The 26173-nt window shown below is 39.2% G+C and carries 25 protein-coding genes and 1 other RNA gene; 13 read left to right on the forward strand and 13 right to left on the reverse strand.

Annotation, left to right across the window (positions count from 1 at the left end; translation table 11 throughout):
* Positions 1–7: 7 nt before the first annotated feature.
* The gene (lldD, locus tag E0709_RS05770; protein WP_132300666.1) at positions 8–1171 is read left to right on the forward strand and encodes an FMN-dependent L-lactate dehydrogenase LldD; all 1164 of its coding nucleotides are present in this window, start codon (positions 8–10) and stop codon (positions 1169–1171) included.
* A 32-nt stretch (positions 1172–1203) separates the two neighbouring features.
* On the opposite strand, the gene E0709_RS05775 is transcribed toward lldD, so the two are convergent.
* From E0709_RS05775 to E0709_RS05790, 4 genes are all read right to left on the reverse strand, one after another.
* Positions 1204–2091 carry a DUF808 domain-containing protein gene (locus E0709_RS05775; RefSeq protein WP_132300664.1) on the reverse strand — a complete coding sequence of 296 codons (888 nt, stop codon included), beginning with the start codon at positions 2089–2091 and terminating at the stop codon, positions 1204–1206.
* 12 nt (positions 2092–2103) lie between these two features.
* The gene (gene ycaO / locus E0709_RS05780; RefSeq protein ID WP_132300662.1) at positions 2104–3864 is read right to left on the reverse strand and encodes a 30S ribosomal protein S12 methylthiotransferase accessory factor YcaO; all 1761 of its coding nucleotides are present in this window, start codon (positions 3862–3864) and stop codon (positions 2104–2106) included.
* A gap of 384 nt (positions 3865–4248) precedes the next feature.
* Positions 4249–6012 (reverse strand): ABC transporter ATP-binding protein/permease, encoded by a 1764-nt coding sequence (locus E0709_RS05785; protein ID WP_132300660.1) that lies wholly within the window; start codon positions 6010–6012, stop codon positions 4249–4251.
* 179 nt (positions 6013–6191) lie between these two features.
* The gene (locus E0709_RS05790; protein WP_132300658.1) at positions 6192–8366 is read right to left on the reverse strand and encodes a TonB-dependent siderophore receptor; all 2175 of its coding nucleotides are present in this window, start codon (positions 8364–8366) and stop codon (positions 6192–6194) included.
* Between the two features lie 228 nt (positions 8367–8594).
* On the opposite strand from E0709_RS05790, the gene ffs reads away from it, so the two are divergent.
* Positions 8595–8692: signal recognition particle sRNA small type (gene ffs, locus E0709_RS05795), an RNA gene on the forward strand.
* A gap of 19 nt (positions 8693–8711) precedes the next feature.
* Here ffs and E0709_RS05800 read toward each other — a convergent pair.
* Positions 8712–10109 (reverse strand): MATE family efflux transporter, encoded by a 1398-nt coding sequence (locus E0709_RS05800; RefSeq protein ID WP_132300656.1) that lies wholly within the window; start codon positions 10107–10109, stop codon positions 8712–8714.
* Between the two features lie 74 nt (positions 10110–10183).
* On the opposite strand from E0709_RS05800, the gene E0709_RS05805 reads away from it, so the two are divergent.
* The 5 genes from E0709_RS05805 (at position 10184) to zevB (ending at position 12983) form a co-directional block, all read left to right on the forward strand.
* Positions 10184–10792, forward strand: coding sequence for a riboflavin synthase subunit alpha (locus tag E0709_RS05805; protein ID WP_132300654.1), 609 nt, complete (start codon positions 10184–10186; stop codon positions 10790–10792).
* A gap of 103 nt (positions 10793–10895) precedes the next feature.
* The gene (locus tag E0709_RS05810; protein ID WP_279387414.1) at positions 10896–11138 is read left to right on the forward strand and encodes a BrnT family toxin; all 243 of its coding nucleotides are present in this window, start codon (positions 10896–10898) and stop codon (positions 11136–11138) included.
* On the forward strand, positions 11139–11354 hold the full coding sequence (locus E0709_RS05815) for a BrnA antitoxin family protein (protein ID WP_132300652.1): 216 nt from the start codon (positions 11139–11141) through the stop codon (positions 11352–11354). It begins immediately after the preceding gene.
* Positions 11355–11358: 4 nt separating this feature from the next.
* Complete coding sequence (locus E0709_RS05820; RefSeq protein ID WP_132300650.1) at positions 11359–11988, forward strand: DUF1007 family protein; 630 nt, start codon at positions 11359–11361, stop codon at positions 11986–11988.
* Positions 11979–12983, forward strand: coding sequence for a zinc transporter permease subunit ZevB (gene zevB / locus E0709_RS05825; RefSeq protein ID WP_132300648.1), 1005 nt, complete (start codon positions 11979–11981; stop codon positions 12981–12983). The genes E0709_RS05820 and zevB overlap by 10 nt, the downstream gene beginning before the upstream one ends.
* A 2-nt stretch (positions 12984–12985) precedes the next feature.
* Here the strand turns inward: zevB and nth are convergent, their stop codons facing one another.
* The 7 genes from nth to rsxA are packed head-to-tail and all read right to left on the reverse strand — an operon-like array spanning position 12986 to position 19429.
* On the reverse strand, positions 12986–13621 hold the full coding sequence (nth, locus tag E0709_RS05830; RefSeq protein ID WP_132300646.1) for an endonuclease III: 636 nt from the start codon (positions 13619–13621) through the stop codon (positions 12986–12988).
* Entirely contained in the window at positions 13618–14268 is a 651-nt protein-coding gene (locus E0709_RS05835) for an electron transport complex subunit E (RefSeq protein ID WP_132301086.1), read from the reverse strand. The genes nth and E0709_RS05835 overlap by 4 nt, the downstream gene beginning before the upstream one ends.
* Before the next feature lie 11 nt (positions 14269–14279).
* Positions 14280–14858 (reverse strand): electron transport complex subunit RsxG, encoded by a 579-nt coding sequence (gene rsxG / locus E0709_RS05840; protein ID WP_132300644.1) that lies wholly within the window; start codon positions 14856–14858, stop codon positions 14280–14282.
* Complete coding sequence (gene rsxD, locus E0709_RS05845; RefSeq protein WP_132300642.1) at positions 14858–15934, reverse strand: electron transport complex subunit RsxD; 1077 nt, start codon at positions 15932–15934, stop codon at positions 14858–14860. The genes rsxG and rsxD overlap by 1 nt, the downstream gene beginning before the upstream one ends.
* Before the next feature lies 1 nt (position 15935).
* Complete coding sequence (gene rsxC, locus E0709_RS05850; RefSeq protein WP_132300640.1) at positions 15936–18266, reverse strand: electron transport complex subunit RsxC; 2331 nt, start codon at positions 18264–18266, stop codon at positions 15936–15938.
* A gap of 2 nt (positions 18267–18268) precedes the next feature.
* Positions 18269–18847 (reverse strand): electron transport complex subunit RsxB, encoded by a 579-nt coding sequence (gene rsxB, locus E0709_RS05855; protein WP_132300638.1) that lies wholly within the window; start codon positions 18845–18847, stop codon positions 18269–18271.
* A gap of 3 nt (positions 18848–18850) precedes the next feature.
* Positions 18851–19429, reverse strand: a complete 579-nt coding sequence (gene rsxA, locus E0709_RS05860) for an electron transport complex subunit RsxA (RefSeq protein WP_132300636.1) — start codon at positions 19427–19429, stop codon at positions 18851–18853.
* Between the two features lie 323 nt (positions 19430–19752).
* Between rsxA and prfA the strand changes: the two genes are divergently transcribed.
* From prfA to kdsA, 4 genes are read left to right on the forward strand one after another with little or no spacing between them, the layout of a single operon-like run.
* A complete protein-coding gene (prfA, locus tag E0709_RS05865) occupies positions 19753–20835 on the forward strand; it encodes a peptide chain release factor 1 (RefSeq protein WP_132300634.1) in 1083 nt (360 codons plus the stop codon).
* The gene (prmC, locus tag E0709_RS05870; protein WP_132300632.1) at positions 20835–21707 is read left to right on the forward strand and encodes a peptide chain release factor N(5)-glutamine methyltransferase; all 873 of its coding nucleotides are present in this window, start codon (positions 20835–20837) and stop codon (positions 21705–21707) included. Before prfA ends, prmC begins: the two co-directional genes overlap by 1 nt.
* Complete coding sequence (locus E0709_RS05875; protein ID WP_132300630.1) at positions 21704–22534, forward strand: SirB1 family protein; 831 nt, start codon at positions 21704–21706, stop codon at positions 22532–22534. The genes prmC and E0709_RS05875 overlap by 4 nt, the downstream gene beginning before the upstream one ends.
* 11 nt (positions 22535–22545) lie before the next feature.
* Positions 22546–23400: a 3-deoxy-8-phosphooctulonate synthase gene (gene kdsA, locus E0709_RS05880; RefSeq protein ID WP_132300628.1), complete on the forward strand. Its 855-nt coding sequence runs from the start codon at positions 22546–22548 to the stop codon at positions 23398–23400.
* A gap of 211 nt (positions 23401–23611) precedes the next feature.
* Here kdsA and sfsA read toward each other — a convergent pair whose 3' ends face one another.
* Positions 23612–24328 (reverse strand): DNA/RNA nuclease SfsA, encoded by a 717-nt coding sequence (sfsA, locus tag E0709_RS05885; protein ID WP_132300626.1) that lies wholly within the window; start codon positions 24326–24328, stop codon positions 23612–23614.
* Between the two features lie 88 nt (positions 24329–24416).
* Between sfsA and E0709_RS05890 the strand changes: the two genes are divergently transcribed.
* Positions 24417–24686 carry a YcgL domain-containing protein gene (locus E0709_RS05890; protein ID WP_132300624.1) on the forward strand — a complete coding sequence of 90 codons (270 nt, stop codon included), beginning with the start codon at positions 24417–24419 and terminating at the stop codon, positions 24684–24686.
* Positions 24687–24747: 61 nt separating this feature from the next.
* The gene (mepM, locus tag E0709_RS05895) at positions 24748–26160 is read left to right on the forward strand and encodes a murein DD-endopeptidase MepM (RefSeq protein WP_132300622.1); all 1413 of its coding nucleotides are present in this window, start codon (positions 24748–24750) and stop codon (positions 26158–26160) included.
* Positions 26161–26173 lie beyond the last annotated feature (13 nt).

The following is a 26173-nucleotide window of genomic DNA, read 5'->3' on the forward strand; positions in this document are numbered from 1 at the left end:
GTAAAATATGATTATTTCATCTGCAAATGACTATCGTGAAGCAGCCAGACGCAAAGTTCCCCCATTTATGTTCCATTATGCAGACGGTGGTTCTTATGCGGAACGTACTTTACAACGTAACGTCACTGATTTAGCAGATATTGCATTAAGACAGCGTGTATTAAAAGATATGTCACAATTAGACACGGAAATTGAGCTATTCGGTGAAAAGTTATCTATGCCAGTGGCATTGGCACCTGTTGGTGCATTAGGTATGAACGCTCGTCGTGGTGAAGTGCAGGCTGCTCAAGCAGCGGATAATAAAGGGATTCCGTTTACCTTATCGACAGTATCTATTTGCCCGATTGAAGAAGTCGCCCCAGCGATTAAACGTCCGATGTGGTTTCAACTTTATGTATTGAAAGATCGTGGTTTTATGAAAAATGCTCTAGAACGTGCTAAAGCTGCGGGCTGTTCTACTTTAGTCTTTACCGTGGATATGCCAACCCCGGGGGCGAGATACCGTGATATGCATTCTGGGATGAGCGGTCCGTATAAAGAAATTCGCCGTGTATTACAAGGAATTACACACCCATTCTGGGCATGGGATGTGGGGATCAAGGGCAAACCACATACATTAGGTAATGTTTCTACTTATATGGGGAAACCGATCAATTTAGATGATTATATCGGTTGGTTAACGCAAAATTTTGACCCCTCTATTTCTTGGCAAGATTTAGAGTGGATCCGTGATTTCTGGGATGGTCCAATGGTGATTAAAGGTATTCTAGACCCAGAAGATGCTAAAGATGCCGTACGTTTCGGCGCAGACGGTATCGTTGTATCTAATCATGGTGGTCGTCAACTTGATGGTGTACTTTCTAGCGCAAGAGCATTGCCACCGATTGCGGATGCGGTAAAAGGCGAAATTAAGATTTTAGCAGATTCAGGTATTCGTAATGGTTTAGATGTGGTGCGAATGCTTGCTTTAGGTGCTGATGCGACTATGCTAGGTCGCTCTTTTGTGTATGCTTTAGGTGCGGCTGGTCGTGCAGGCGTAGAAAATATGTTAGATATTTTCAAAAAAGAAATGAAAGTTGCCATGACGTTAACTAGCAATCAACGTATTAGTGATATTACTTCTGATGCTTTGGTGGATTATCAGAAGTTACTGACAGAAGTAGCTAAATAATATTAAGTCACCGCCTTTACGGGCGGTGATTTTTAGTTAATTGATTGGTGCTGTTTTTTACTAAATAAAGTCATCAACGGTAACACAATAATACAGCAAATTGTCCCGATAAAAATACCAACACTTAAATCAGCTAAAATAGAAAAAGGACTGTCAAGTTGCAAATTTTCAATAAAATGATGCAAGATAGGCAAATAATGCACAAAAATGCCGCCCCCGACCATAAACATCGCAATCACCCCAATTACCGATAAAGATTTCATAAACCAAGGCATAAAAAATAGCAAAAACTTACCGATTGGCTGTGTCATAGGGTTTTCTTTTTTGATTAACCATAAACCAACATCGTCTAATTTCACAATTAGACCCACTAATCCATACACAAAAAAGGTGATGCCAATCCCAATGGCTAGTAAGGTTAAGATTTTAGGTAATAATTCTGCATCTTGAATTGAACCCAACGCAATAATGATAATTTCTGCGGAGAGAATAAAGTCGGTTTTAATAGCACCTGTTATTTTCTCTTTTTCGCTACTTGTTGTTTCATTTAAAGTGCGGTCTAAATTCTTTTGATTTTTAGGTAAGAATTTATGGATCAATTTTTCCATTCCTTCAAAACACAAATAGGCACCACCAATCATTAATAATATATTGATAAATGATGGCAGATAAATGGCAAGTAATAACGCAAGGGGAATCAGAATCGCTTTATTCCACAAAGATCCTTTTGCCACCGCCCACACTATTGGTAATTCTCGACTGGCAGCGACATCTTTGCCGCTAACTTGTGTGGCATTTAGGGTCAAATCATCACTAATTACGCCAACAGTTTTCTTAGCAGCAACTTTGGTCATTAACGCTACATCATCTAATACCGATGCAATATCATCGAGTAACGTAAATAAGGAACTAAATGCCATTTTTTCTCCTATTTACTTCCAATTTTCTTTTTTAGCTTTTTGTAATTTAGCATAAGCAGCAAGCAATTTTTGATGTGCTGTAAATTTTTGTAAATGCTCATCATCTGCTAATAAATCATAGAACGGATTACCACCATTTACCGCTTTCCACGCAAAATCCACCGCACTTTTACCGTACATTTTCTCAAACACTTCCCGATACTGTTCAGGTTCACGATCTTCATCAAGGAATAACTCTATACTACTGATTAAGCAACGATAGTAGTTGGCACGTTCTGGTGTGAACACGGAGCTGTTCATATTGTATGCCCAATTCGCCCAGTCTAATGCCAATTCCAAATCACCTAAAGCAAGATAAAGCATTGATTTTAATTCACCCACACGCAAGGTCGTCCAACCTGATTTGGGTGGTGGCACAATGCCGATAAATTCACGCACACGAGTAGCGTCATCAATGCCTTGATCGTCTAATTCGTCCAATAATTCTTGATAAGTATCCGCATCGTGGTGGAAGTGCGGTAAATCTAACAGGATTTCACGCCAGTCCATAGCCATATTATTATTAGCGTATATTAAATCGTCCACAGGGTAGATATCCGACATTGACGGCACGATAATACGGCAAGCATACACATCTAAATGATTGTAATCCATAATATAAACTTCTTTGCCGTCCGCATTAAAGATAGACATTAGATTATGATATTCTTGTTCCGTGTTGCCCGAAAAATCCCAATGCACAAACGGATAATCCGCTTGTTGTTTAAATAAATCCCAAGAAATTAAACCGCTCGAATCAATAAAGTGGGTTTCTAAATTGGCATGTTCTGCTACATCATCATTATTAAAAGACGGGGGAGTAAACACGTCTAAATCTTTTAAGCTACGCCCTTGCAACAATTCCGTCACCGTCCGCTCAAATGCCACTTGGAAATTTGGGTGAGCCCCAAAGGAAGCAAAACAAGTACCATTGTTAGGATTAAGCAGAATCACACAAATGACAGGGTATTTTCCCCCTAATGAAGCATCGTAGGCTAAAATCGGAAAACCTTCCTGTTCTAATTTTTCAATAGAGGCTTGAATAGTCGGATATTGAGCAGTCACTTCCGTTGGGATTTTCGGTAAACTAATGGCTTCTGCAATAATGCGATTTTTTACATAACGTTCGAAGACTTCCGATAAGCCTTGTACACGAGCTTCATTCTTAGTGTTACCTGCCGACATACCGTTGGATACATACAGATTAGCAATAATGCTTTGCGGAATATACACGGTTTGTTGATCCGATTGACGAATATAAGGCATCGCTACGATACCACGATCATAATTACCTGATTGCAGATCCACTAATAATTCAGGGGTTAATTCTCCCTCAGGATCGTAATAACCGAGCAAATAATCATCTAAAATGCCTTCTGGCAACAAATCCTCATCATCAATTTCAAACCATTTTTCAGTTGGGTAGTGAACGAACTCGCCGTTGGCAATATCTTGTCCTAAATAATAATCCGCAAAGAAATAGTTAGTGGAAAGACGTTCAAAATATTCGCCTAACGCTGATGCCAATGCGGCTTTTTTACTCGCACCTTTGCCGTTAGAAAAACATTGTGGACAATCACGATCCCGAATATGCACAGACCACACATTCGGCACAGGATTAAGCCAAGAGGCTTCTTTAATATTGAAACCAAGTGCGGTTAATTTTTGTTGAAATTTTGCGATACTGTCTTCAAGGGCAGCATCTTTGCCCGGGATAAAGGTTTGTTCTGTCATTAAATTTTCCTATATAAATTAGTTTTTCAAAATACCTAGTACTGGCGTACTAGGCTAAGCATGGTCACGCTATTCCGTAGCTTAAAGAAAAATATAAATTTTTCACCGCACTTTTATATTGCTAGGCTAAAATGATCCTCCGTCTTTACCACCTAAATTTCTTCCGTTTGAACCACCTAAATCTCCCCCGTCTTTGCCGCCTGAAAATTCATAAATTTTTAGGAAAATGGCGTCTGTCTGAGCGTAGCGAGTTCAGCCATTTTTCGTTAAAAAAATTTATGGATTTTCAGGAAACAAGGCAAAATCGGGGTGTGCTTTCTTTTTGCTTACTTTTGCTTTGCACGAGCAAAGAAAAAGTAAGTCGCCAACGGCGAAACCGATAAATCAAATCCTACATATCCCCAAATCAAACACCTTATTATGAAACTGATGTAGTGTACCACGATGTCCAATACTTAACACAATCATATTCGGTAGTTTTTCACGAATTTTGCGGTACAGAATATATTCGGTCGGTTCATCAAGGGCGGAGGTGGTTTCATCTAAAAACACAATATTCGGTTTGGTTAAGAAAATACGAATAAACGCTACCCGTTGTAATTCGCCCGGTGAAAGTATAGCTTGCCAGTCATTTTCCTGATCCAATGCGTGAATGTAATTGCTTAGACGGCATTTTTCCATATATAGCTCTAAATCAGTATGGTGAGGATCAATATTGGGATAACAAATTGCTTGGCGTAATGTACCTTGTGGCATATAGGGACGCTGTGGTAAAAACAGGACATTGGCATTGCAAGGACGTTCGCAATAACCAAAGGTTTCAAAGGGATAGATCCCAGCAATGGCTTTCAATAAGGTGGTTTTGCCCGCTCCAGATGGTCCTTGAATTAACAATGCATCGCCTGCATTAAGCGCTAAATTTACTTGTTGTAACAACACTTCACCGTGCTGATCTTTTAACCCAAAGTCTTTTAATCTAATGCCTAAACCACATTCTATTGGTTGAATAATTTGTTGGTTATCAAGCTGATCTAGCCTAAGCATAAAATCATACAAACGGTTTAAACGTGCTTGATATAGGGTGAATTGTTCATAAAATAAACGGAAAAATGACAACGCACGCATTAAGCGGTTAAAGGCTTGCACGGTTTGGTGCATATCACCTAAGGTGGCAAGTCCGGCAAAGAAGCGAGGGGCTTGTAGCATTAAAGGTAAAATCATGGCAAATTGGGTGACACCTGTGTTAAAGCCATCTAAGCCTAACATCCGGCGGACAATCGCCCAGCGGTTTTCAATAATAGCATTAAATTTAGTTTTTAAATGGATATGTTCTTGCTTTTCGCCATCATAAAAGGCGATACTTTCTGCATTATCACGCACACGGATTAATGAATAACGATAATTCCCAGCATATTTTTCTTTGGTATAATTGAGTTTAATTAATGGATAACCGATCCAAACGGAAAGTGTTGTGGCAGTAATAATAAAAATATAGATAAAAAACACCGCACCTTTAGGAATTTCAATGCCAAATAGTGATAATAAGCCAGATAATCCCCACAAAATAATGGTAAATTCAATAATTGATACTAAGGCACCAATCATACCATCGAGCAAATCTACTGTTCCAGTGACAAATTCCTTAGCATCTTGTTCAATACGTTGATCGATATTATCGGGTAAGTCTTTTTCATATTTAATTCGATAGTAATTTTTATTTTGTAACCAACGTTCAAGCATTTGTTCATTCATTTTTTCTAGCCAACGAATTTCAAATACCTGACGGACCAAATAATTTAGAATAGAATGGATAATTTTAAAGCCCACTAGCATGGCATTCAGCAAGGCGAAAAACCAAAAGGCATCGGCTTTTTTGTCTTGTAATGAACTGTATAACCCGTTATAAAAGAAAGAGTTAAGTACGCTGATGCGTACTTCTAATAAAATAAATACCAGCAATAATAGTATTAAGCCAAGCGTTTTAATGAGATGGCTATTGTTGACGCAAGGTTGACTAATCAGCCAAAATTTCTCCCCAAAAGGGGTTTTGCGTAATAAAAGTGCGGTGCAAAATAGCCCTAAACTTAGCCAAAAAAGAGTAGTGAGAAGCCAAGTGAAACTGTCGTTAAGTTCTGTTTGCCAGTGCATAAGATTTTTTCAATATGATTAAGAAAAAGAGCGTAGGGACGAATCGATGTGTGATGTGTCTGCCCGAAAATCACGCTCCGTTTTTAACGGGCGGGTACATCGGTTTGTCGCTACGATTTTATTTGTTATACAACAAAAAGGGCAGTCTAACCGCCCCTTATAAATTAGTCAAAATTTAATTAAAACTCAATTTTGGCATTTAATAAGTATTCACGTCCATAACCTAAAGAAATAGGTGTAATGAATGTATCAATGTTACCCGCAGTAGATTGATAATACACTTTATCGGATAAGTTTTTACCGTTTAATTGTAATGATACCTTTTTGCTTGCTAGCTTGGTTTCATACGCTAAGAATGCATCATAAATAGTGGCATCTGGAATTTTATATGACGTGGTATAACTGGAGTCATAGGCATGCCAAGAACCCAAATAACGAGCGCCACCACCAATACGCCAGTCACCACCTAAGAAGTTACCTAAGTCATAACTTAAGAATAAAGCCCCTTGATGTTTTGGTACGCCAATAAGTTGTTTACCCACAGCACTTGGGAAGCTATCATTTTGACGATTTTCAACTTTAGTATAAGTATAAGTTAATGATGCACTTAATTTATCGGTAATATAGCCGTTAATATCCACTTCAATACCACGAGAACGTTGCTTACCTGCGATATAAAGATTATTGTTAGCGTCGGTTTCTGCTACATTTTTCTTATTAATATTGAATAAAGCGAGTGTTGCGTTGATATTTGAGCTTTCATATTTTGTACCAATTTCAATAGATTTACCTTGTTCTGCGGGTAAGTTAGGATCAACAGCGTTTGCAATCGCATATTGTGGTCGGAAAGATTCGGCGTAATTTGCATAAACTGCTAAATTTGGCGTGAACTTATATACCGAACCAAATTGATAAAGCATTTTGCCGTCGTGTTGATCGGTATTTGGCACTAAGGTAGCATTAAGCGCATGACGACCTGCCACTTGGTCAAAATATTCGTAACGTAAACCACCCGTAACAATTAAGCTATCCGTTAAATAAGCAGTATCTTGTACATAAACCCCAAGGGTTTTGATATTGTTGATTTGCCAGTTATTGGCGGCAACGGTTTCAGTTACGTCAGGATTCGTGTAAGTTGGATTATCAATATTAATGAAACTCCAACCACCATTATTAAACACAGGACCTGTTGTACGATAATTACGGCTGGCATCTGCCCCAATAATGAAACGGTTAGCAATTTCACCAATGCTAAATTCACCGACTAAGTTTAATGATCCAGAGTGGATACGTTGATCCGCTGCTTGTTTTTCTAAACGGCGTAATGCAGTTCTTGGTTGTAATATTCTTGTTGAGCTGTAATTTAATGTATCCGTCTCACTTGTATTTACTGCCACTACACGGGTTTGACGATAGTTATATTTATCACGAGCATAACCATAGGTTGCGTTTAATTTCCAATGGTCATTTAGTTTTTGCTCTAGTTTCACTTGAATATTATCGGTTTTACCGGTGGTTTGGTTATTGGGTTCATCCAAACGACGTTCAGCAGGAATATTAACAACAGAACCATTCACAATTTGAGTGCCACGATCAAAAGGTTGGGTATAGTCTAAATGTTCATAGGCTACTAATACTTTGGTGTTATCATTTTCATAAGATATTGATGGAGCATAGGTGGTAGATTTGATTTCACCGAAATTACGCCAGTAATCTTTTTCTTGTTTATCATAGATAAAGCGATAGGCAAAGCCATTGCCTAAACTACCAGTACTGTCAAATTGGGTTCCCCACATATTGTTGTTGCCAACTGTTCCGCCAATAATCGTTTTTTGTTCTTGTTGTGGCTTTTTGGTGACAACATTGATGACACCACCCGGATCTTGGATACCATATAATACAGAGGTAGGACCTTTTAATACTTCAACAGTTTCTGTGGTTGCACCGAAATTATGTGATGGTCCTGCTTGGGAACCGTTACGCATAATAGAATTATCACGGTTTCCACCAAAACCTCGTTTTTGTACCGCATCAAAGATACCCCCTAAAGTATTTGCTTGACTCACACCGCTTACGCTAGAAAGGGCATCAATCAGATCATTTGGTTTACGATCTTCAATTAATTTTGATGTGACAACGTTTACCGTGGTAGGTGTATCAATAATTGGCACATCAACTTTTGATACCGCTGAAGTCCCCATAGCGTGATAACCAATTTGTTTTAGTTCACCAGAAGTAACTTGAATTTCTTCTAGTTCTTCGTTCCCCCCCCTTTGCTGACCGGTTTCAGCAAAAGTACCAAAAGAAACACCAGCAAAAAGTGCGGTGTAAATTAAGCTAAACTTGAGTTTCATTAGATTACCCTTAATCAGAATTAAATATAAAAATAGTCTAAAAATTAGACTGCTCTAAAAGAAGCGCTGAGTATAAAGTAAACGATAATCTATTGCAATAAATTAATAATATTTATTCGTATTTGTGGGGCGGTTATTTATTATTTTTTATAAATATTTGCAATCCTGCTAACTTTATAGCATAATTCACACCCTAACTTGTTTAATTCAAGTTATCCAATGGAAACCTTTTCGGTCTTTCGCAATGGTGTCTGGTTTACTCGGTCAGGTTCGGAAGAAAGCAGCCAAAGTCAGAATTTCTGTGTGCCGAGAGGAGCTGGAAAGGTTTCCACCTTTTTTAACCGCCTATTTGATTTTTTCCAGCTTGGCTAATAATTGCTCATCAGGTTGCCCCTGTAATTTCCACATCCGATATAACAATAAAATCGCAGCCGACGTGAGGGCTACTACAAAACCAATCCAAAAGCCCAATGCACCTAAGTGTGGTACAATCCAATCCGTCATGGCTAAGCTATATCCAATAGGCATCCCCAACACCCAATAGCAAAAAATTGTAATGTATAAAATCGCTTTTGTGTCTTTATAACCGCGTAATACCCCCCCGGCGACTACCTGTAAGGTATCGGAAAATTGATAAAGAGATGCTACAATTAATAAGGAACTGGCAAGGGCAATAACACTGGCATCAGTCACAAATAATTGTGCAATTTGCTCACGCCAGAAGATAGTGACAAACGCAGTGATTACCGTGATATTTAATCCCACTACAAAGGCAAGATAAGACACTTTTTTGGCTTCCACAGGCGATTTTTCCCCTAAACGTTGTCCCACTAAAATGGTGGTCGCCATGCCTAAGGACATGGGGAACATAAACACAAAGGAACTGGTGTTTAACGCGATTTGATGGCTCGCTACCATGGCTGTGCCAAGTGGTGATAAAAACAATGATGCTAATGCAAATAACGCCACTTCTGCCCATAGGGCGACAGCAATTGGGAACCCTAGTTTGAGTAGTTTTTTGAGGGTTGCGACATCCGGTTTTTCTATTAATTTGCTAAACACATGAATATCACGTAAGTGATGAGATTGGCGACTATAACTTATCATCATCAAACACATAGCCCAGTTCACTATGGCGGTTGCGATCCCACATCCCACAGCGCCAAAAGCTGGTACGCCGAATTTACCATAAATAAAAATATAATTAAGCGGAATATTCAACAGCAAACCAATAAAGGTAATCACCATCGCCGGTTTTGTCTTGGCTACGCCATCATTTAAACAACGAAAATTAATCAGCAATAAATAAGCCGGCAGACCGAACAGCATAGCATGTAGATAACCTATCGTAATTGTCGCTAACCGTTCTTCCATTTGCATGGCATAAATAATCAGATCGCTGTGATAAATCAATAGTCCCAAGGGAATACAAACGAGCATAATAATCCATAATCCTTGACGTACTTGATGAGCAATCCGTGAACGTTGATTGGAACCGTTTAAATAGGAAATTGTCGGGGGAAGGGCTAACAATAAACCATGTCCGAACAATACCAAGGGAAACCAAATGGATGCGCCGACTGAAATTGCCGCCATATCCGCTGCACTAACGCGCCCCGCCATAATGGTATCCACTAATCCCATGGAATTTTGGGCGATTTGGGCGAGAAGAATTGGAATAGCGATTTGAATTAATTTTTTTGCCTGTTCGTGATATTGTTGCCAGTTATTAATTTTTTGCATAAAGAGACCGAATTTCCTTTATAATAGGAAAAATTTAATTTTTTCACCGCACTTTCGCGGTTAAGCGAGTTTATATGTTTACAGGTATTGTGCAAGGTATAGCACAAATTTATTCTATCATTGAAAAGACAGATTTTAGAACACATACTATTAAAATGCCACAGGAATTACTGGTAGATTTACAATTAGGCGCATCGGTTGCACATAATGGTGTTTGTTTGACCGTCACCAAGGTAGAAAATGATCTGGTCAGTTTTGATTTAATGACAGAAACGTTACGCATCACTAATTTAGGTGAGCTTAAAGTGGGGGATGGGGTCAATATAGAAAGAGCGATGAAATTCGGTTCAGAAGTAGGCGGACATTTATTGTCGGGACATGTTTATTGTACGGCAAAAATTATTGAGCGCAAACCGAGTGAAAATAATTTACAAATTTGGTTTGAATTGCCTAATTTCGACGTAATGAAATATATTCTGACCAAAGGTTTTATTGCGGTGGATGGTATCAGTTTGACCATCGGCGAAGTGAAACAAAATCAATTTTGCGTTAATTTAATTCCAGAAACCATGGAACGTACGATAATTGCTAAAAAAAATGTCGGGGATCGGGTGAATATTGAAATTGATCCGCAGACACAAGCGATTGTGGATACGGTGGAGCGTTACTTGGCTAAAAAATAGCTTGTTTTATTATATTTCTGTAAATATAATTTATTTACATCTTTTGAGTAAAGAGAAAATGATAGAAATTAAAGGGTTTGAATGGGATCGTAATAAAGCATAAATTAATGAATTAAAACATAATGTTAGCTTTAATGAAGCGATTACGGTATTTTATGATGATGATGCGTTATTAATTCCAGATCCTGAACATTCTTTTTTTGAAGAACGTTTTCTTCTATTGGGATTGAGTTTACATAACAATACATTGGTTGTTGTACATTGCGAACGAGATGAAAATATACGTATTATTTCAGCTCACCATGCGACAAAAAAAGAGAAAGAACAATATCAAAGGGGGTTTTAGATGTTACCAGAATACGATTTTAGCCAAGCAATTAAAAATCCTTATGCGAAACGCCTAAAAAGTAAAAAAGTAGTGACTATCCGTATTGATGACGATGCGATAGATTATTTTAAACAACTTTCAGCAGAGATGGATATGCCTTATCAAACATTGATTAATCTTTATTTGAAAGAATGTGCTGAAACACGAAAAAAGCCTAATATTCATTGGCAATGATGTTATGAAAAAATTTTTCTTATTTTTCACCGCACTTTTGGCATTTAACCAACAAGTACAAGCCCATCCTCATGCTTTTATCGGTATGAGAACCACGCCTTTAGTTGAACATGATAAGCTAAAGGGGTTTTCTGTGCAATGGTTGCTGGACGAAGCCAGTTCGGCGGAATTGCTGTATGATTTGCAGGTTGTCCACAATGATCCGACAGCCAAACAAAGCATTGTGGATGAAATGATTAAAAATACAGTATCAGAACATTATTTTAGCTATCTATATGATAAACAAGGTAATCGAGTAAAATATACCTCTCAGCCAGCAAATTATGATATTAAAGCGGTGGGTAACCATATTTTGTATCATTTTGATTTCTTTTTGTCCCAACCACAAACATTGGTGGATAATGAATTTGTCTTGATGATTTATGATCCAACCTATTATGTGTCAATGTATTATGATAATAAAAGTGCGGTAGATTTTAGCCAGCTTCCAGCAAATTGTCATGGTGATATGGTAGATCAAACTGTTGATGAAAAAACCAAACAATATGCTAAATCTTTAGATAAAACCCAACGAGAAGCAGATTTTTCACTGGGTAAGGAATTTGCTCAAAAAGTGATTTTACAATGTCAATAAGCACTAAAAAAATCAGCACTATTTTATTATTATGCCTGTTGGCAGCAGGCATTGGTTTTTTATTCCCTTATTTATTTAAGCAAGTGGTGCTGTGGCAGCGAGAATTTAATCAGTTATTATCTCATCATCTTCATCAAATTAAGCAAGCTCCGATTTATGCAGGCGCAAGCTTGATTTTAATCAGTTTTGGCTATGGTGTATTTCATGCATTAGGGCCGGGTCATGGTAAATTTATTATCACCAGTTATCTTTCACTTCATCAATCTAAAATTTTTGCCAGTATGCGGCTAGCCTTTTTGTCGTCCTTAATGCAAGGTGTCGTCGCAATTGTGGCAACCAGTATTGTGGTGGTGGTGTTAAATTTATCTTCCAGTTATTTTAAAGCCAGCCAACTTTGGTTAGAGCGTGGGGCGTATGGGTTGATTTTTCTGCTCGGCATACAATGGTTAATGCAAAGTAGCAAAAAAATTTGGCAAGCTCAACGCCGACCGAAAATTAAGCAAATTAAACCCATTACCGATGATATTAGAGTAAAAAGTGCGGTGCAAAATCCTCATCTTTTTTCCGATCATTTTGATGGTGAAAACTGTGCTTGTGGACATCAACATTTGCCGAATGAAGATCAACTTACTCAAGCAAATAGTTTAAAATCGCAATGGTTGATCATTTTAAGTATCGGTATGCGGCCTTGCACTGGTGCCATTTTTATTTTATTTTTGTCTTATATGCTCGATCTTTATGTATGGGGCATGCTAGCAACCATGGCAATGGCAATCGGCACGGGGCTTACTTTGTCAGGTTTTGCGTTAATGGTGCAATATGCCAGAAACACGGCAGTGCAAGTAGGAAAATGGTATTTTTCTGCAAAACTGAAAAGTCAATTTTCTCACTGGTTAAAACTGGCGTTTGGCTTGATATTAATGGGTTTTGCGCTGAGCTTGATTTATGCAACTACATTGCAAAGTGTTGGAGGCGCAGTGTTGTTTGGGCGTTGAAATTAAACATCAGTCTTTTCCTTAAATTCACACAAATCTTCAATTAAACAAGAACCACATCTCGGTTTTCTCGCAATACAAGTATAGCGACCGTGTAAAATCAGCCAGTGATGCACATCCACTTTAAATTCCTCCGGTACGACTTTGAGCAATTTTTCTTCGACTTTAACGACATCCTTGCCCGGGGCAAAACCTGTTCGATTAGCTACTCGAAAGATATGTGTATCCACCGCAATAGTAGGCTGTCCGAAAGCTGTATTGAGGACCACATTAGCCGTTTTTCGTCCTACGCCGGCTAAGGCTTCTAACGCTTCTCGATTGTCAGGTACTTGGGAATGGTGTTTATCAATCAGATCCTTGCAGGTTTTAATAATATTTTCTGCTTTACTGTTATAAAGTCCGATGGTTTTAATATATTCTTTTAAGCCATCCACCCCTAAAGCATAAATTTTTTCAGGTGTATTCGCTACCGAAAATAACTTATCGGTGGCTTTATTGACACCTTTATCAGTGGCTTGAGCTGATAATATAACGGCAATTAATAATTCAAAAGGTGAGCTAAAATTCAGTTCTGTGGTCGGATGCGGATTGTTATCCCGCAAGCGAGTTAAAATTTCAATACGTTTTTGTTGATTCATTTTTTCTGTTCGAGTTTATTTTTAAATGCCAAAATTAACCCTAATCCGATAAAAGCACCCGGTGGCAAAATAGCAAGTAACAGATTGTTTTGATGATGAAAAACTTCAATGCGCAACACTTTTGCCCAATCGCCCAGCAGTAAATGAATGCCGTCAAATAAGGTACCATTACCGAAAATTTCGCGTAATGCCCCTAATAAAAACAGACTTAATGTCATACCTAATCCCATAGCGAAACCATCAAAGGTGGAATGTAGCAGACTATTTTTGCTCGCAAAGGCTTCGGCTCGCCCAATCACAATACAGTTAGTCACAATCAGCGGAATAAAAATACCCAGTGATTGATAGAGGCTATAAGTATAGGCATTCATTAATAGTTGCACGACGGTAACAGTCGTAGCAATAATCATGACATAAATCGGAATGCGAATTTCGTGCGGGATTTGCTTGCGGAACAACGACACCATGCTGTTGGTACAGATTAACACTATCATAGTGGCAAATCCTAAACCTAAGGCATTAGTAGCAGAGTTAGACACCGCCAACAATGGACAAAGTCCAAGTAATTGCACGGTGCCAGGGTTATTTCGCCATAATCCTTGTACTAACAAATTGTACCAAAGGTTTTCTGTTTTTTGTTCTGTCATCATATTTATCACTATTGATTAAGAATTTCTAACGCTGAACGCTTGATCTGATTGACGACTGCTCTTGGTGTAATGGTCGCGCCAGCAAATTGATCAAACTTACCGCCATCTTTTTTTACCGCCCAGTCGTTTAGATTATCCGCACTGATTTTTTTATGGCTAAAGCTTAAAATCCAATCAGAAATACGAGTGTCAATTTTATCACCTAAGCCGGGTGTCTCGTGATGTTCTAGCACTCGCACACCTAAAATTTCGCCCTCTGGGGTCATGCCAAACAATAAACGAATATTACCTGAATAACCGTCTGGTGCGATGGTTTCAATGGCATAGGCAGAATGTTTGCCCTTTAAAAGTGCAGTACAAATTTTGTCAACTTGTTTGGTTTTTGGTTCAACACAATTGTGCATTAAATCATTGTCAAAATAGCTTTGCGGAATGACTTGTAATAATAATTCACGCTGTTGACTCACAATAACAGCGTTAATTTTATCTTTAGTTAACAAATACATTGCCCCTGAAATCGCTGTGCAAACTAAGGCGATAAAAGCAAGTAATAAGCCGTATTTACTGGTAATTTTTCCCATATTCATTATCGTCCTCCTTGGTGTCCGGCGACTCTCGGACGGCTGTAATGATCAATTAATGGCACACAAATATTCGATAACAAAATGGCAAAAGCTACGCCGTCGGGGTAGTTACCATAAAAACGAATTAGGCTTACTAACACACCCGCTAAGGCGCCAAAAATCAGTTTGCCTGTCGGTGTGATAGATGCGGTAACGGGATCGGTAGCAATAAAAAATGCACCGAACATGGTTGCACCGCTGACAAGTTGCCAAAGTGGGGGAGTAGCGACTGGAGAAAGTGCAAAATTTAAACACGCCATGGCAAAAAGCGCGCTTAAAAATGCCACAGGAATTTGCCAGTGGATAATTTTTCGCCATACTAAAAATAAACCACCGAGTAAAAAAGCGAGATTTAGTTGTGTCCAACCGATACCATATAATGATGAACTAAAAGGTAAAATAGATGAAAAAATCGGTGAATGACTTAATTCTGCAAAAGAAAAGAGCATACTTTTTGTCCCTGTTTTTACCGTATCTAAGGGAGTTGCAGAGGTCATACCGTCAATACTTGCTACTAATTGATGTAGGCTAAAGCCATCCGTGGTAATGCCTGAAAAAATTAAATGGATACTGTCCGCCAATGTAGGTGGTTCGTTTAACAACGAAATCGGTGGAAGCCATGCTGTCATTTGTACTGGGAATGAAATTAACAATACCACATAACCCACCATCGCGGGGTTAAATACATTTTGTCCTAAACCACCATAAACATGTTTACCAAAAATCACCGCGCAAAATATGCCCACCAATATTACCCAGTAGGGAGCATAAGGTGGAATGGCCATGGCTAAAATGGCAGCGGTTAATACTACACTAAAATCAGCAATATAAAACAGTTTTGGTTTTTTGCGTAAAAGGGTGACAATATATTCCAACAGCAAGGCAAAGCCTACTGCCAACGCTATTTGAATCAATACACCAAAACCAAAGAAATAAATCTGTACTGCCAAGGCAGGCAACATAGCAAAAATCACCCACAGCATAATACGAGCGGTGAGTTTCCCTGAATGAGTATGGGGTGAACTGGCAATTCTAAACATATTATTCCTTATTCTCTGCTTTCAGTTGAATTTGAGCGACTTTTTTAGCTTTCGCTCTAGCAATGGCAGCGGCAACGGCAGCCTTTTTCGGATCCGTTTCTGAGTTTTCCGTGTTAACAGTTTTTTCTGTTACAGGTTCAACCGTTGAATGTTGTTGAGCGGCTTTTTTAGCTTTCGCTCTGGCAATAGCAGCGGCAACAGCAGCTTTTTTCGGATCCGTTTCTGAGTTTTCCATGCTAACAGTTTTTTCTGTTACAGATTCAACCGTTGGATGTTGTTGAGCGGCTTTTTTAGCTTTCGCTCTAGCAATGGCAGCGGCAACGGCAGCCTTTTTCGGATCCGTTTCTGAGTTTTCCGTGTTAACAGTTTTTTCTGTTACAGGTTCAACCGTTGAATGTTGTTGAGTGGCTTTTTTAGCTTTCGCTCTGGCAATAGCAGCGGCAACAGCAGCTTTTTTCGGATCCGTTTCTAAGTTTTCCATGCTAACAGTTTTTTCTGTTACAGGTTCAACCGTTGGATGTTGTTGCGCAGTTTTTTTAGCTTTTGCCCGAGCCAGTGCAGCGGCAACCGCTGCTTTTTTATCATTATTAACGGCGGTATTTTCTGATGAATTTTGGATATTTTCCACCGCACTTTCTGTTTGCTTGAGTTCAGATTGTTCTTGCTGACGGGCTAAACGCTGAGCCTTGCGAGCTTTGCGCAATGCCATAATATCCGTATTATCTGGCAACACTTCGCCTCTCTTTTCATCTACAATGGTTTTTACTTCTGTCGTTGTAGTATTTTCTGCTTTCTTGGCTTTTAACCGTTCTAATGCCGCAGCAACAGGATCCACCCCTTTACTATTCGCCACTTCTTGACGACGGTTTTCAGCTGCTTTTTGGGCGCGTTCTTTGCGAGCTTGTTCTTCTTTTTCTAAACGCGCTTGGCGAGCTTCAAAGCGAATTTTGGCTTCTTCAGCTTTTTGGGCTTTTTCTTCCATTTCCCAAATTGCCGCTTTTTCTTGGCGGAAGTATTGGATCAACGGAATATGGCTTGGGCAAACGTAAGCACAAAGTCCACATTCTATGCAGTCCATTAATTGATATTGTAGTGATTTTTCGTGATCTTCGCTACGTGCAAACCAATAAAGTTGTTGCGGCATTAAATAATAAGGGCAAACATCTGAGCAGGCGGAGCAACGAATACAAGATTGTTCCGCCGGAGGTGGTGTATATTCAAAATGATCAGGTGCAAGCAAACAGTTGGCTAATTTGGTGACGGGGGCATTTAAATCGGGCAACGCTAACCCCATCATCGGACCACCTAAATACACGGGTAACCGTTCATCTGCTTGATAGCCAGCTTGTGCTAATACAAAGGAAATCGGCGTACCAAAACGTACCCATTGATTACCTTTATTTGGAATTTTATCACCAGTAAGTGTCACTACTCGTTCAATTAATGGTTCATCGTCGATTATTGCACGTTTAATTGCAAACGCTGTGCCAACATTTTGCATATACACGCCAATGCTAGAAGAACGCTTGCCACTCGGTACTTCTATTCCAGTCAGAATTTTGACTAAGGTATTCGAATCACCAGATGGATATTTAGTTGGAACAACGCGAAGATCAATATCATTTGCGCCATGCAAGGCAAATTTCAGGGCGGAAATAGCTTCTGGCTTGTTATCTTCCACCGCAATTACCACTTTTTCAGGGCGAAGAATATAACGCAAAATTCGTACACCTTCGATCATTTCGTCAGCGTAATCTCGCATTAAGCGATCATCACAAGTGATATAAGGTTCGCATTCCGCGCCGTTAATAATCAATAATTTCACCGCACTATTTGGGATAGAACGAGCCGAACTCACTTTTGCCGCTGTCGGGAACACTGCACCTCCTAAGCCTGCTACACCCGCCTGATAGATTTTTTGAATTAATTGTTCGGGGGTTTGGGTGAGAAAGTCGTCAATCGGTCGTTGTTCACGCCATTGATCCTTGCCATCCGCTTGAATGTGTACGGCTAATTCACTTAATCCTGATGGATGTGCCGCAATATAAGGGGCAATATCTGTTACAATACCTGATGTTGGGGCGTGAACGGGCAAGCAACGCAAGCCGTCCCCTTGGGTGAGGGGCTGTCCTTTTAGCACCGTATCGCCCACCTTGACTAACAAACTGCCCGCTGTACCCGAATGTTGTTTGACGGGTACATAGAATTTTTCCGTCAAAGGTGCGGTGGAGATTGGTGTAGAATTTGATTGGGATTTCATTTCTGGTGGATGAATACCCCCATGAAAATCCCATAATTTGCCAGATTGATAGCGAGATAATACGTCTGTCATGTTTATTCTCCCACTACCATTTTATTTTCATACTTAATTGGAATTACCATTTTCGGATCGATTTTCCAGTTCCAGCTTTCAATCGGCTTTTCCACTTTTTCCATGCTAATACAATCTGTTGGACAAGGTGCCACGCAAAGTTCACAACCAGTACAAAGATCGGGAATAATCGTATGCATGGCTTTATTGGTACCAATAATGGCATCTACTGGACAGGCTTGAATACATTTTGTACAACCAATACACATATCTTCGTGAATAAATGCTACTTTGACTTCCGGTTCTTCCATGCCGTCCATTGCTGGTACATCAACGCCCATTAATTCAGCAATTTTTACCACGGTTTGTTGACCACCGGGGACACATTTGGTGATCACATCACCATTGGCAATGGCTTCAGCATAAGGACGACAACCCGGATAACCACATTGTGCACACTGAGTTTGTGGCAATAGCGCATCAATTTTTTCCACAATGGGATCCGCTTCCACCTTGAGTTTTATGGAGGCGAAACCGAGTACCACGCCAAAAATTAAGGCGAGTACGCTAATGGCGATTAACACACAATATAAGGTTGTCATTGGTTAAGCTCTCACTAAGCCAGCAAAACCCATAAAAGCAAGGGACATCAGACCCGCGGTGATTAATGCAATGGATGCACCACGAAACGGCAGAGGCACATCTGCGGCGGCAAGACGTTCACGCAAAGCGGAAAATAATACTAACACTAAAGAAAATCCCAGTGATGCAGAAAAACCATACACCACTGACTGGGTTAAATTATGAGCGAGATTAATATTTAATAATGCTACGCCGAGTACGGCACAGTTAGTGGTAATCAATGGTAAAAAAATACCGAGTAAACGATAGAGTGTTGGACTGGTTTTATGAATCACCATTTCAGTAAATTGCACCACCACTGCAATCACTAAAATAAATACTAAAGTACGCAAAAACTGTGCGTTAAAGGGGGCTAAAATATAGGTATCGACTAAATAGGCACTCAAGGACGCCACGGTCATCACAAACATGGTTGCTAGCCCCATGCCGACAGCAGTATCCACTTTTTTGGATACCCCCATAAAAGGGCATAAGCCGAGAAATTTCACCAACACGAAATTGTTAATAAGTGCGGTGGAAATGATCAGTAAAATATATTCCATAAATAAGCTAACGTATTGTTATCAGTAAAATTCGTAAGTTAATCCTGTGTATTATCCTTGTTTTAGGCGGTGAGAACAATAAAAAATTAATTATTGTGGCAAAATCAGTATTATCCCGCACTTTCTACAGGGTTAAGTCTAGTAACGATGTTCCGTCTCTTTGAGATCATCATATAACCCTGGCAGAACAGTGCTATGCTTAGATTGCTTAGACCACCGGTACATCACGAAAGCACAGAGAAAATTTTCCATATACCCAGGGATAAAATCTATGTTAAAATACAGTAATTTTTTAGTATTAAAACAAGATTAACAGGTCAGAGATGAAACCCAGTATTATCAGCAAATTAGACAGCCTAAATGAACGCTATGAAGAATTAGAAGCCTTATTAGGTGATGCCAGCGTGATCAGCGATCAAGATAAATTCCGAGCTTATTCTAAGGAATACGCTCAATTAGAAGATGTGGTGAAAGCCTTTTCTCGTTGGAAACAGCTCCATTCTAATATGCAAGAAGCCGAACTTCTACTGGATGATCCCGATATGAGAGAAATGGCGGAAATGGAAATTGAGGAATGCCGAGAAGAAGTAGAAAGGGTAGAGCAACAGTTGCAAGTTTTACTTTTACCGAAAGATCCGAATGATGAATATAATGCTTATTTAGAGATCCGTGCGGGTACTGGCGGTGATGAAGCGGGCATTTTTGCTGGTGATTTATTCCGTATGTATAGCCGTTATGCTGAAAGCAAGCGTTGGCGAATGGAAACCTTGAGTGCCAACGAAAGTGAGCAAGGGGGCTACAAAGAAATTATCGTCAAAATCTCTGGCGATGGTGTGTATGGTCAGTTGAAATTTGAATCAGGGGGGCATCGTGTACAACGTGTGCCAAAAACTGAAAGTCAGGGGCGGATTCATACCTCTGCTTGTACCGTAGCGGTGATGCCAGAATTGCCTGAAAGCGAATTGCCAGAAATTAATCCAACAGATTTACGGATTGATACTTATCGTTCATCAGGGGCAGGTGGTCAGCACGTCAACACTACCGATTCAGCGGTACGAATTACTCATATTCCAACGGGTATTGTGGTAGAATGTCAAGATGAACGTTCACAACATAAAAACAAAGCGAAAGCCTTGTCAGTGTTAGCATCTCGTATTGTACAAGCAGAGCAGGAACGTCAAGCTGCAGAACAAGCAGATACTCGCCGTAATTTACTCGGATCAGGTGATCGTTCTGATAAAATTCGTACTTACAACTATCCACAAGGTCGAGTAACCGATCACCGTATTAATTTAACTGTATATCGTCTTGATGAAGTCATGAATGGCAAAATTGATGAACTGATTCAACCGATTATTACCGAATATCAAGCGGATCAGTTGGCGGCATTATCGGAACAGGCGTAATGAATATCGCACAATGGATCGTTTATGCCAAACAATACTTAACCGAAAATTTAACCAACGATCCTTATTTAAACGCCAAAACGGATAGTTATTTATTATTACAATTTGTCACTGGTTACTCGAAATTGCAATTAATGGCGTTTAACGATCGGGAATTGAGTAAAGAAAATTGCGAAAAATTAACCGCACTTTTAGAACGTCGTGCCAAGGGTGAGCCAATGGCTTATATTCTTGGTGAAACTGAATTCTGGTCATTGAATTTAAAAGTATCACCTGATACCTTAATTCCACGCCCTGATACTGAAATGTTGGTGGAACACGCATTAAATGTTGCTAAAGAAAAAATACAACAAAAAGGCAAAGTATCAATTTTAGATTTAGGCACCGGAACAGGAGCGATTGCGTTAGCTATAGCAGATGAGTTAAAAAAGTGCGGTACAAAATATCGCATTTTAGGCGTGGATCTGGTGGCCGGTGCTGTGGCATTAGCTCGACAAAATGCAGAGCAAAATGATTTGCTTGATGTAGAATTTCAACAAAGCTCGTGGTTTCAAAATATTACCGAACACTTTGATATTATTGTCAGTAATCCGCCTTACATTGATCCGCAAGATCCGCATTTACAGCAAGGTGATGTACGTTTTGAACCTTTATCTGCATTGATAGCAGAAGATCAAGGTTATGCAGATTTACAAAAAATTATTGCAAAAGCACCGCAGTTTTTACAACCACAAGGTTGGCTTTTGTTAGAACATGGTTGGCAACAGGGTAAAAAAGTACGGTCGTTTTTGACGGAAAATTTATGGCACTCGGTACAAACTGTCAAGGATTATGGTGGTAATGAACGAGTTACGTTAGCAAGGTTAAAATGAAAATAGATTTACTTAAACAATCGCTTTACTTAGAAATGGAAAGTTTCTATTTAATTACCACGGAAGATGACGGAGAAGATTTACGTACGATTCGTTCTTTGATGGGCGGATTAGTGCGAAAAGCTCGTAAGGTTATTCCGGCGGATGATGATGTGAGAGTTAAAATCCATAAATTGCTACAATTAATGTATGGTGATTGGGGTTTTGAGTGCGATCCACAACATTATTTTCAAACGGAAAATCTGTATTTAAGCTATGTGTTACGTTCGCACCGTGGAATGCCAGTCAGCCTAGGTTGTATTCTGTTGTATTTAGCGGATAAATTAGCGTTACCGTTGTATCCTGTGATGTTTCCGACCCAACTCATTTTGCGTGCTGATGTGGATAATGAAGTGGCATTTATTGATCCTTGGGACGGTAAATATTTAAATCAGCAGGATTTGCAAAAACTCTACGAGGGCACATTTGGCTTTGGGGCGACGATGTCGCAAGAAGACTTAGCCGTTGCTAAACCACATGAGTTGAGAGAACGCTTTGCTCAACTGGCAAAAAGCTGTTTAATTCGGGAAGAACATAATGATGCGGCATTAAAGTATATTGAAAGCCGTTTGTTAAATTATAAATATGAGGATTATCCTTATAAAGCATTTGAACCTTACGAACGGCGAGATCGTGGTTTGGTGTTAGCCCAAATGGGGGCATATCATGCAGCTGTGGAAGATTTGCAGTATTTTGTAGAAAAATGCCCCGATGATCCAACGGCATTCATGCTGATGGCTCAATTGCCAGAAATTAAGAAAGAATTGCATAACGACTTGTTACATTAAAAGGAAACAGTATGACAGACAAAATCATAAACATTGGCGATATTCAAGTCGCGAACCACTTGCCCTTTGTATTATTTGGCGGTATGAACGTACTAGAAAGCCGTGATATGGCAATGCAAGTGTGCGAGAAATATGTAGAAGTAACACAAAAATTAGGCGTACCTTATGTATTTAAAGCCTCTTTTGATAAAGCTAATCGATCGTCCATTCATTCTTACCGTGGACCAGGAATGGACCAAGGGTTAAAAATATTCCAAGAATTAAAAGATCAATTTGGCGTAAAAATCATTACCGATGTGCATGAGATTTACCAATGTCAACCTGTTGCTGACGTAGTAGATGTGATTCAATTACCTGCATTTTTGGCTCGTCAAACTGATCTTGTGGCAGCCATGGCTCGTACGGGATCGGTGATTAATGTGAAAAAACCACAATTTTTAAGTCCCGGACAAATGGGAAATATTGTAGAAAAAATCGAAGAATGTGGTAATGACAAAGTGATCTTATGTGATCGTGGGACTAACTTTGGTTACGATAATTTAGTGGTGGATATGCTAGGTTTTGGTGTGATGAAAAAAGCATCAAAGGGTAGTCCTGTGATTTTTGATGTGACCCATTCATTACAATGTCGTGATCCTTTCGGTGCTGCATCAGGTGGTCGCCGTGAACAAGTGACCGAACTCGCTCGTTCAGGTTTAGCCATTGGCATCGCGGGCTTATTCCTAGAAGCCCACCCAAATCCTAATCAAGCCAAATGTGATGGTCCTTCAGCTTTACCATTATCTGTTTTAGAGGGCTTTGTTAGTCAAATGAAAGCGATTGATGATTTGGTGAAATCCTTTCCGGTGTTGGATACATCAAAATAAAGCTTGAAATATCATTTTATGTTTAGCCTAGCACATAAGTGCAGATCTCGTTGATTTTAGGCAAAAAAACGCCACTCTTTGTGGGGGGGGAGTGGCGTAAAATGATGGAGTGATTATCTATTATTGTTTGAATGGTGCTAATGATAGCTATTCTCAAATATATTGTCAAGGGTTAAATAAGAATAATTATCAAAAAATCCAATTTTTTTATTTATTTTACCCATGGAACGGCGTGAGTGAGTGAAAGTGCGGTGGGAATTTGTTGTGAAATTTCAAATTCTCCGGCATAAGCATAGGCTTCAACTCCTTGTTTTTGTGCATCTTTTAGTAAACGATCGTATTCAGGATCGATATAGTCGGCAATTTTAAAACAATCAAAACCATTGTGTAAGCCGGTAAATAAGACAACAGCACGGTGTCCATGTTTTTTCATCGTGAGTAGTTCTCGTAAGTGTTTTTGACCGCGAGTAGTGATGGCGTCAGGGAACATGCCGATATTATTTTTTACTAAAGTAATTGATTTTACTTCTACATAGCAATCGGGTAGCCCGTCGCCCTTAAGGAGAAAATCAATGCGACTATTTTCTTCGCCATATTTTACTTCAGGCAAAATTTGATCATATTCGCTTAATTCTTTAATTTGTTTATTTTGTAAAGCTTCAAATGCAAGCTGATTGGAGCGGTGTGTATTAACACACACCAATTGACCGTTGGTTAATTGCGTGATTTCCCATGAATGAGGATATTTGCGAGTGGTACTACCTGAATCAGAATACCATACAATATCCCCGGGCGAACCACAACCCGTCATTGCACCGGTGTTGGCACAATGAATAGTGATAATTTCACCGTTAGGTAATTCAATGTCAGTTAAAAAGCGTTTATAGCGTCTAATCAGTTTGGCGGATCGTAATAAAGGGAGTTGCATGTTTCTTTCCTTAAATTATTTGTGCTGTACATTCTAACGATTTCTGTTATTCTCACAAGCGTTAAATTTTAGGGGGAATATTTTTTATATGCTGTGTGCTATTTATAAAAGTAAGAAAAAAGACGGGATGTATCTTTATGTGGAAAAGCGCGATCAATTTAATGCCGTGCCGGATAGTTTACGTCAGATTTTTGGCACGCCGATTTTTGTCATGTTATTTAACTTAAAAGGCAACAAGCCCTTGGCGCATGCAAATAATCAAAAAGTGATGCAGTACATTCAACAACAAGGGTTTTATTTACAAATGCCACCTTTGCAAGAGAATCTGTTAGAGCAATATAAAAATTATCATTTATAGTGAATTTTTTATTATATTTTTTGTCATAAGCACACAGGTTTTTATTAGGACAGGTTGTATAGTGGTTCAGCACGTTAAGTTAGCTCGGGAAAGACGCAGAAGAAAATCACGTATTAAAGCGGTGATTTTCTTTTTTGGTTTACTTTGTATCATAACGGGTGGAATTTTAACCTTAAAAAATACAGCTGAGAATGAGTCATTAGCAACAGTCGATCCATCAATTGAAAATCAATATCAAGCGTTAACGCTTACAGAAAAAAACAATGATCCGAACTCGCATTTAGATGCAACATCTTATGATGATGAATTATTACCGGAAGATGATGAGGTAGATCAAGTGGATCTTAGCGATAAATTACCCGAAGAGGCTCAAAGTATTATCGATGAGTTGTTGGATGCTATAGGTCAAGCCAAGCGTATAACTGATCAATTTTCTTATACTGTCGTGCGTGGTGATAAATTAAGCGATGTACTAGAAATGTCAGGTTTAGAAGATGAAACCAGCAAAAAGTTAATTGCGAGCTATCCCGAATTAAAAAATCTTAAAGCCGGCCAACAGTTCTATTGGATTTTAAATAATGAAAATGAGCTGGAGTATTTAAACTGGTTAGTTTCTGAAAAAGAAGAACGGATTTATGAATTGAACGATACCGGCAAATTTGCTCGCCAAATTCTAGAGAAGAAAAGTATTTGGCAAAGAGATGTATTGAAAGGCAAAATTGAAGGTTCATTGTATACGAGTTTACGTAATTTAGGCTTGAATAATCGCCAAATTAATCAATTAAGCACCGCACTTCAATGGCAAGTGAATGTGGCAAGGTTGTCTAAAGGGGATAATTTTGCAGTGTTGGTGACACGTGAATATTTAGATAATAAATTAACCGGACAAGGTAATGTTGACGCTATCCATATTATGACCGGTGGAAAAAGTTATTATGCCATTCAGGCGGATAACGGTCGTTATTATAATCGTCAAGGGGAAACGATTGGTAAAGGGTTCGCTCGTATTCCATTACAGCGTCAAGCTCGGATTTCATCGCCGTTTAACCCATCACGTCGTCATCCAGTAACAGGACGAGTTCGTCCCCATAAAGGGGTAGATTTTGCCGTGCCAGTGGGCACGCCGGTTATTTTGCCAGCAGATGGAATTATAGAAAAAGTAGCTTATCAAGCGGGTGGTGCAGGACGCTATATTGTCGTTCGTCATAGTCGTGAATATCAAACGATTTATATGCATTTGAGTAAATCCTTAGTGAAAGCAGGACAGTCGGTAAAACGTGGTGAACGTATCGCTTTAACAGGTAATACTGGTATTTCTACGGGAGCCCATTTACATTATGAATTCCATATTAATGGTCGAGCAGTAAACCCGATGACAGTTAAATTACCGGGTACTAATTCAGGTATGGCGGATAAAGAACGTAAAAATTTCTTAGTGAAAGCAAAATCAGCTGAAAGGCTTCTTAAATTTTAATATTTATAGCGAA

The sequence above is a fragment of the Lonepinella koalarum genome, assembly GCF_004565475.1.
In the GTDB taxonomy this organism is placed as follows: Bacteria; Pseudomonadota; Gammaproteobacteria; order Enterobacterales; family Pasteurellaceae; genus Lonepinella; species Lonepinella koalarum.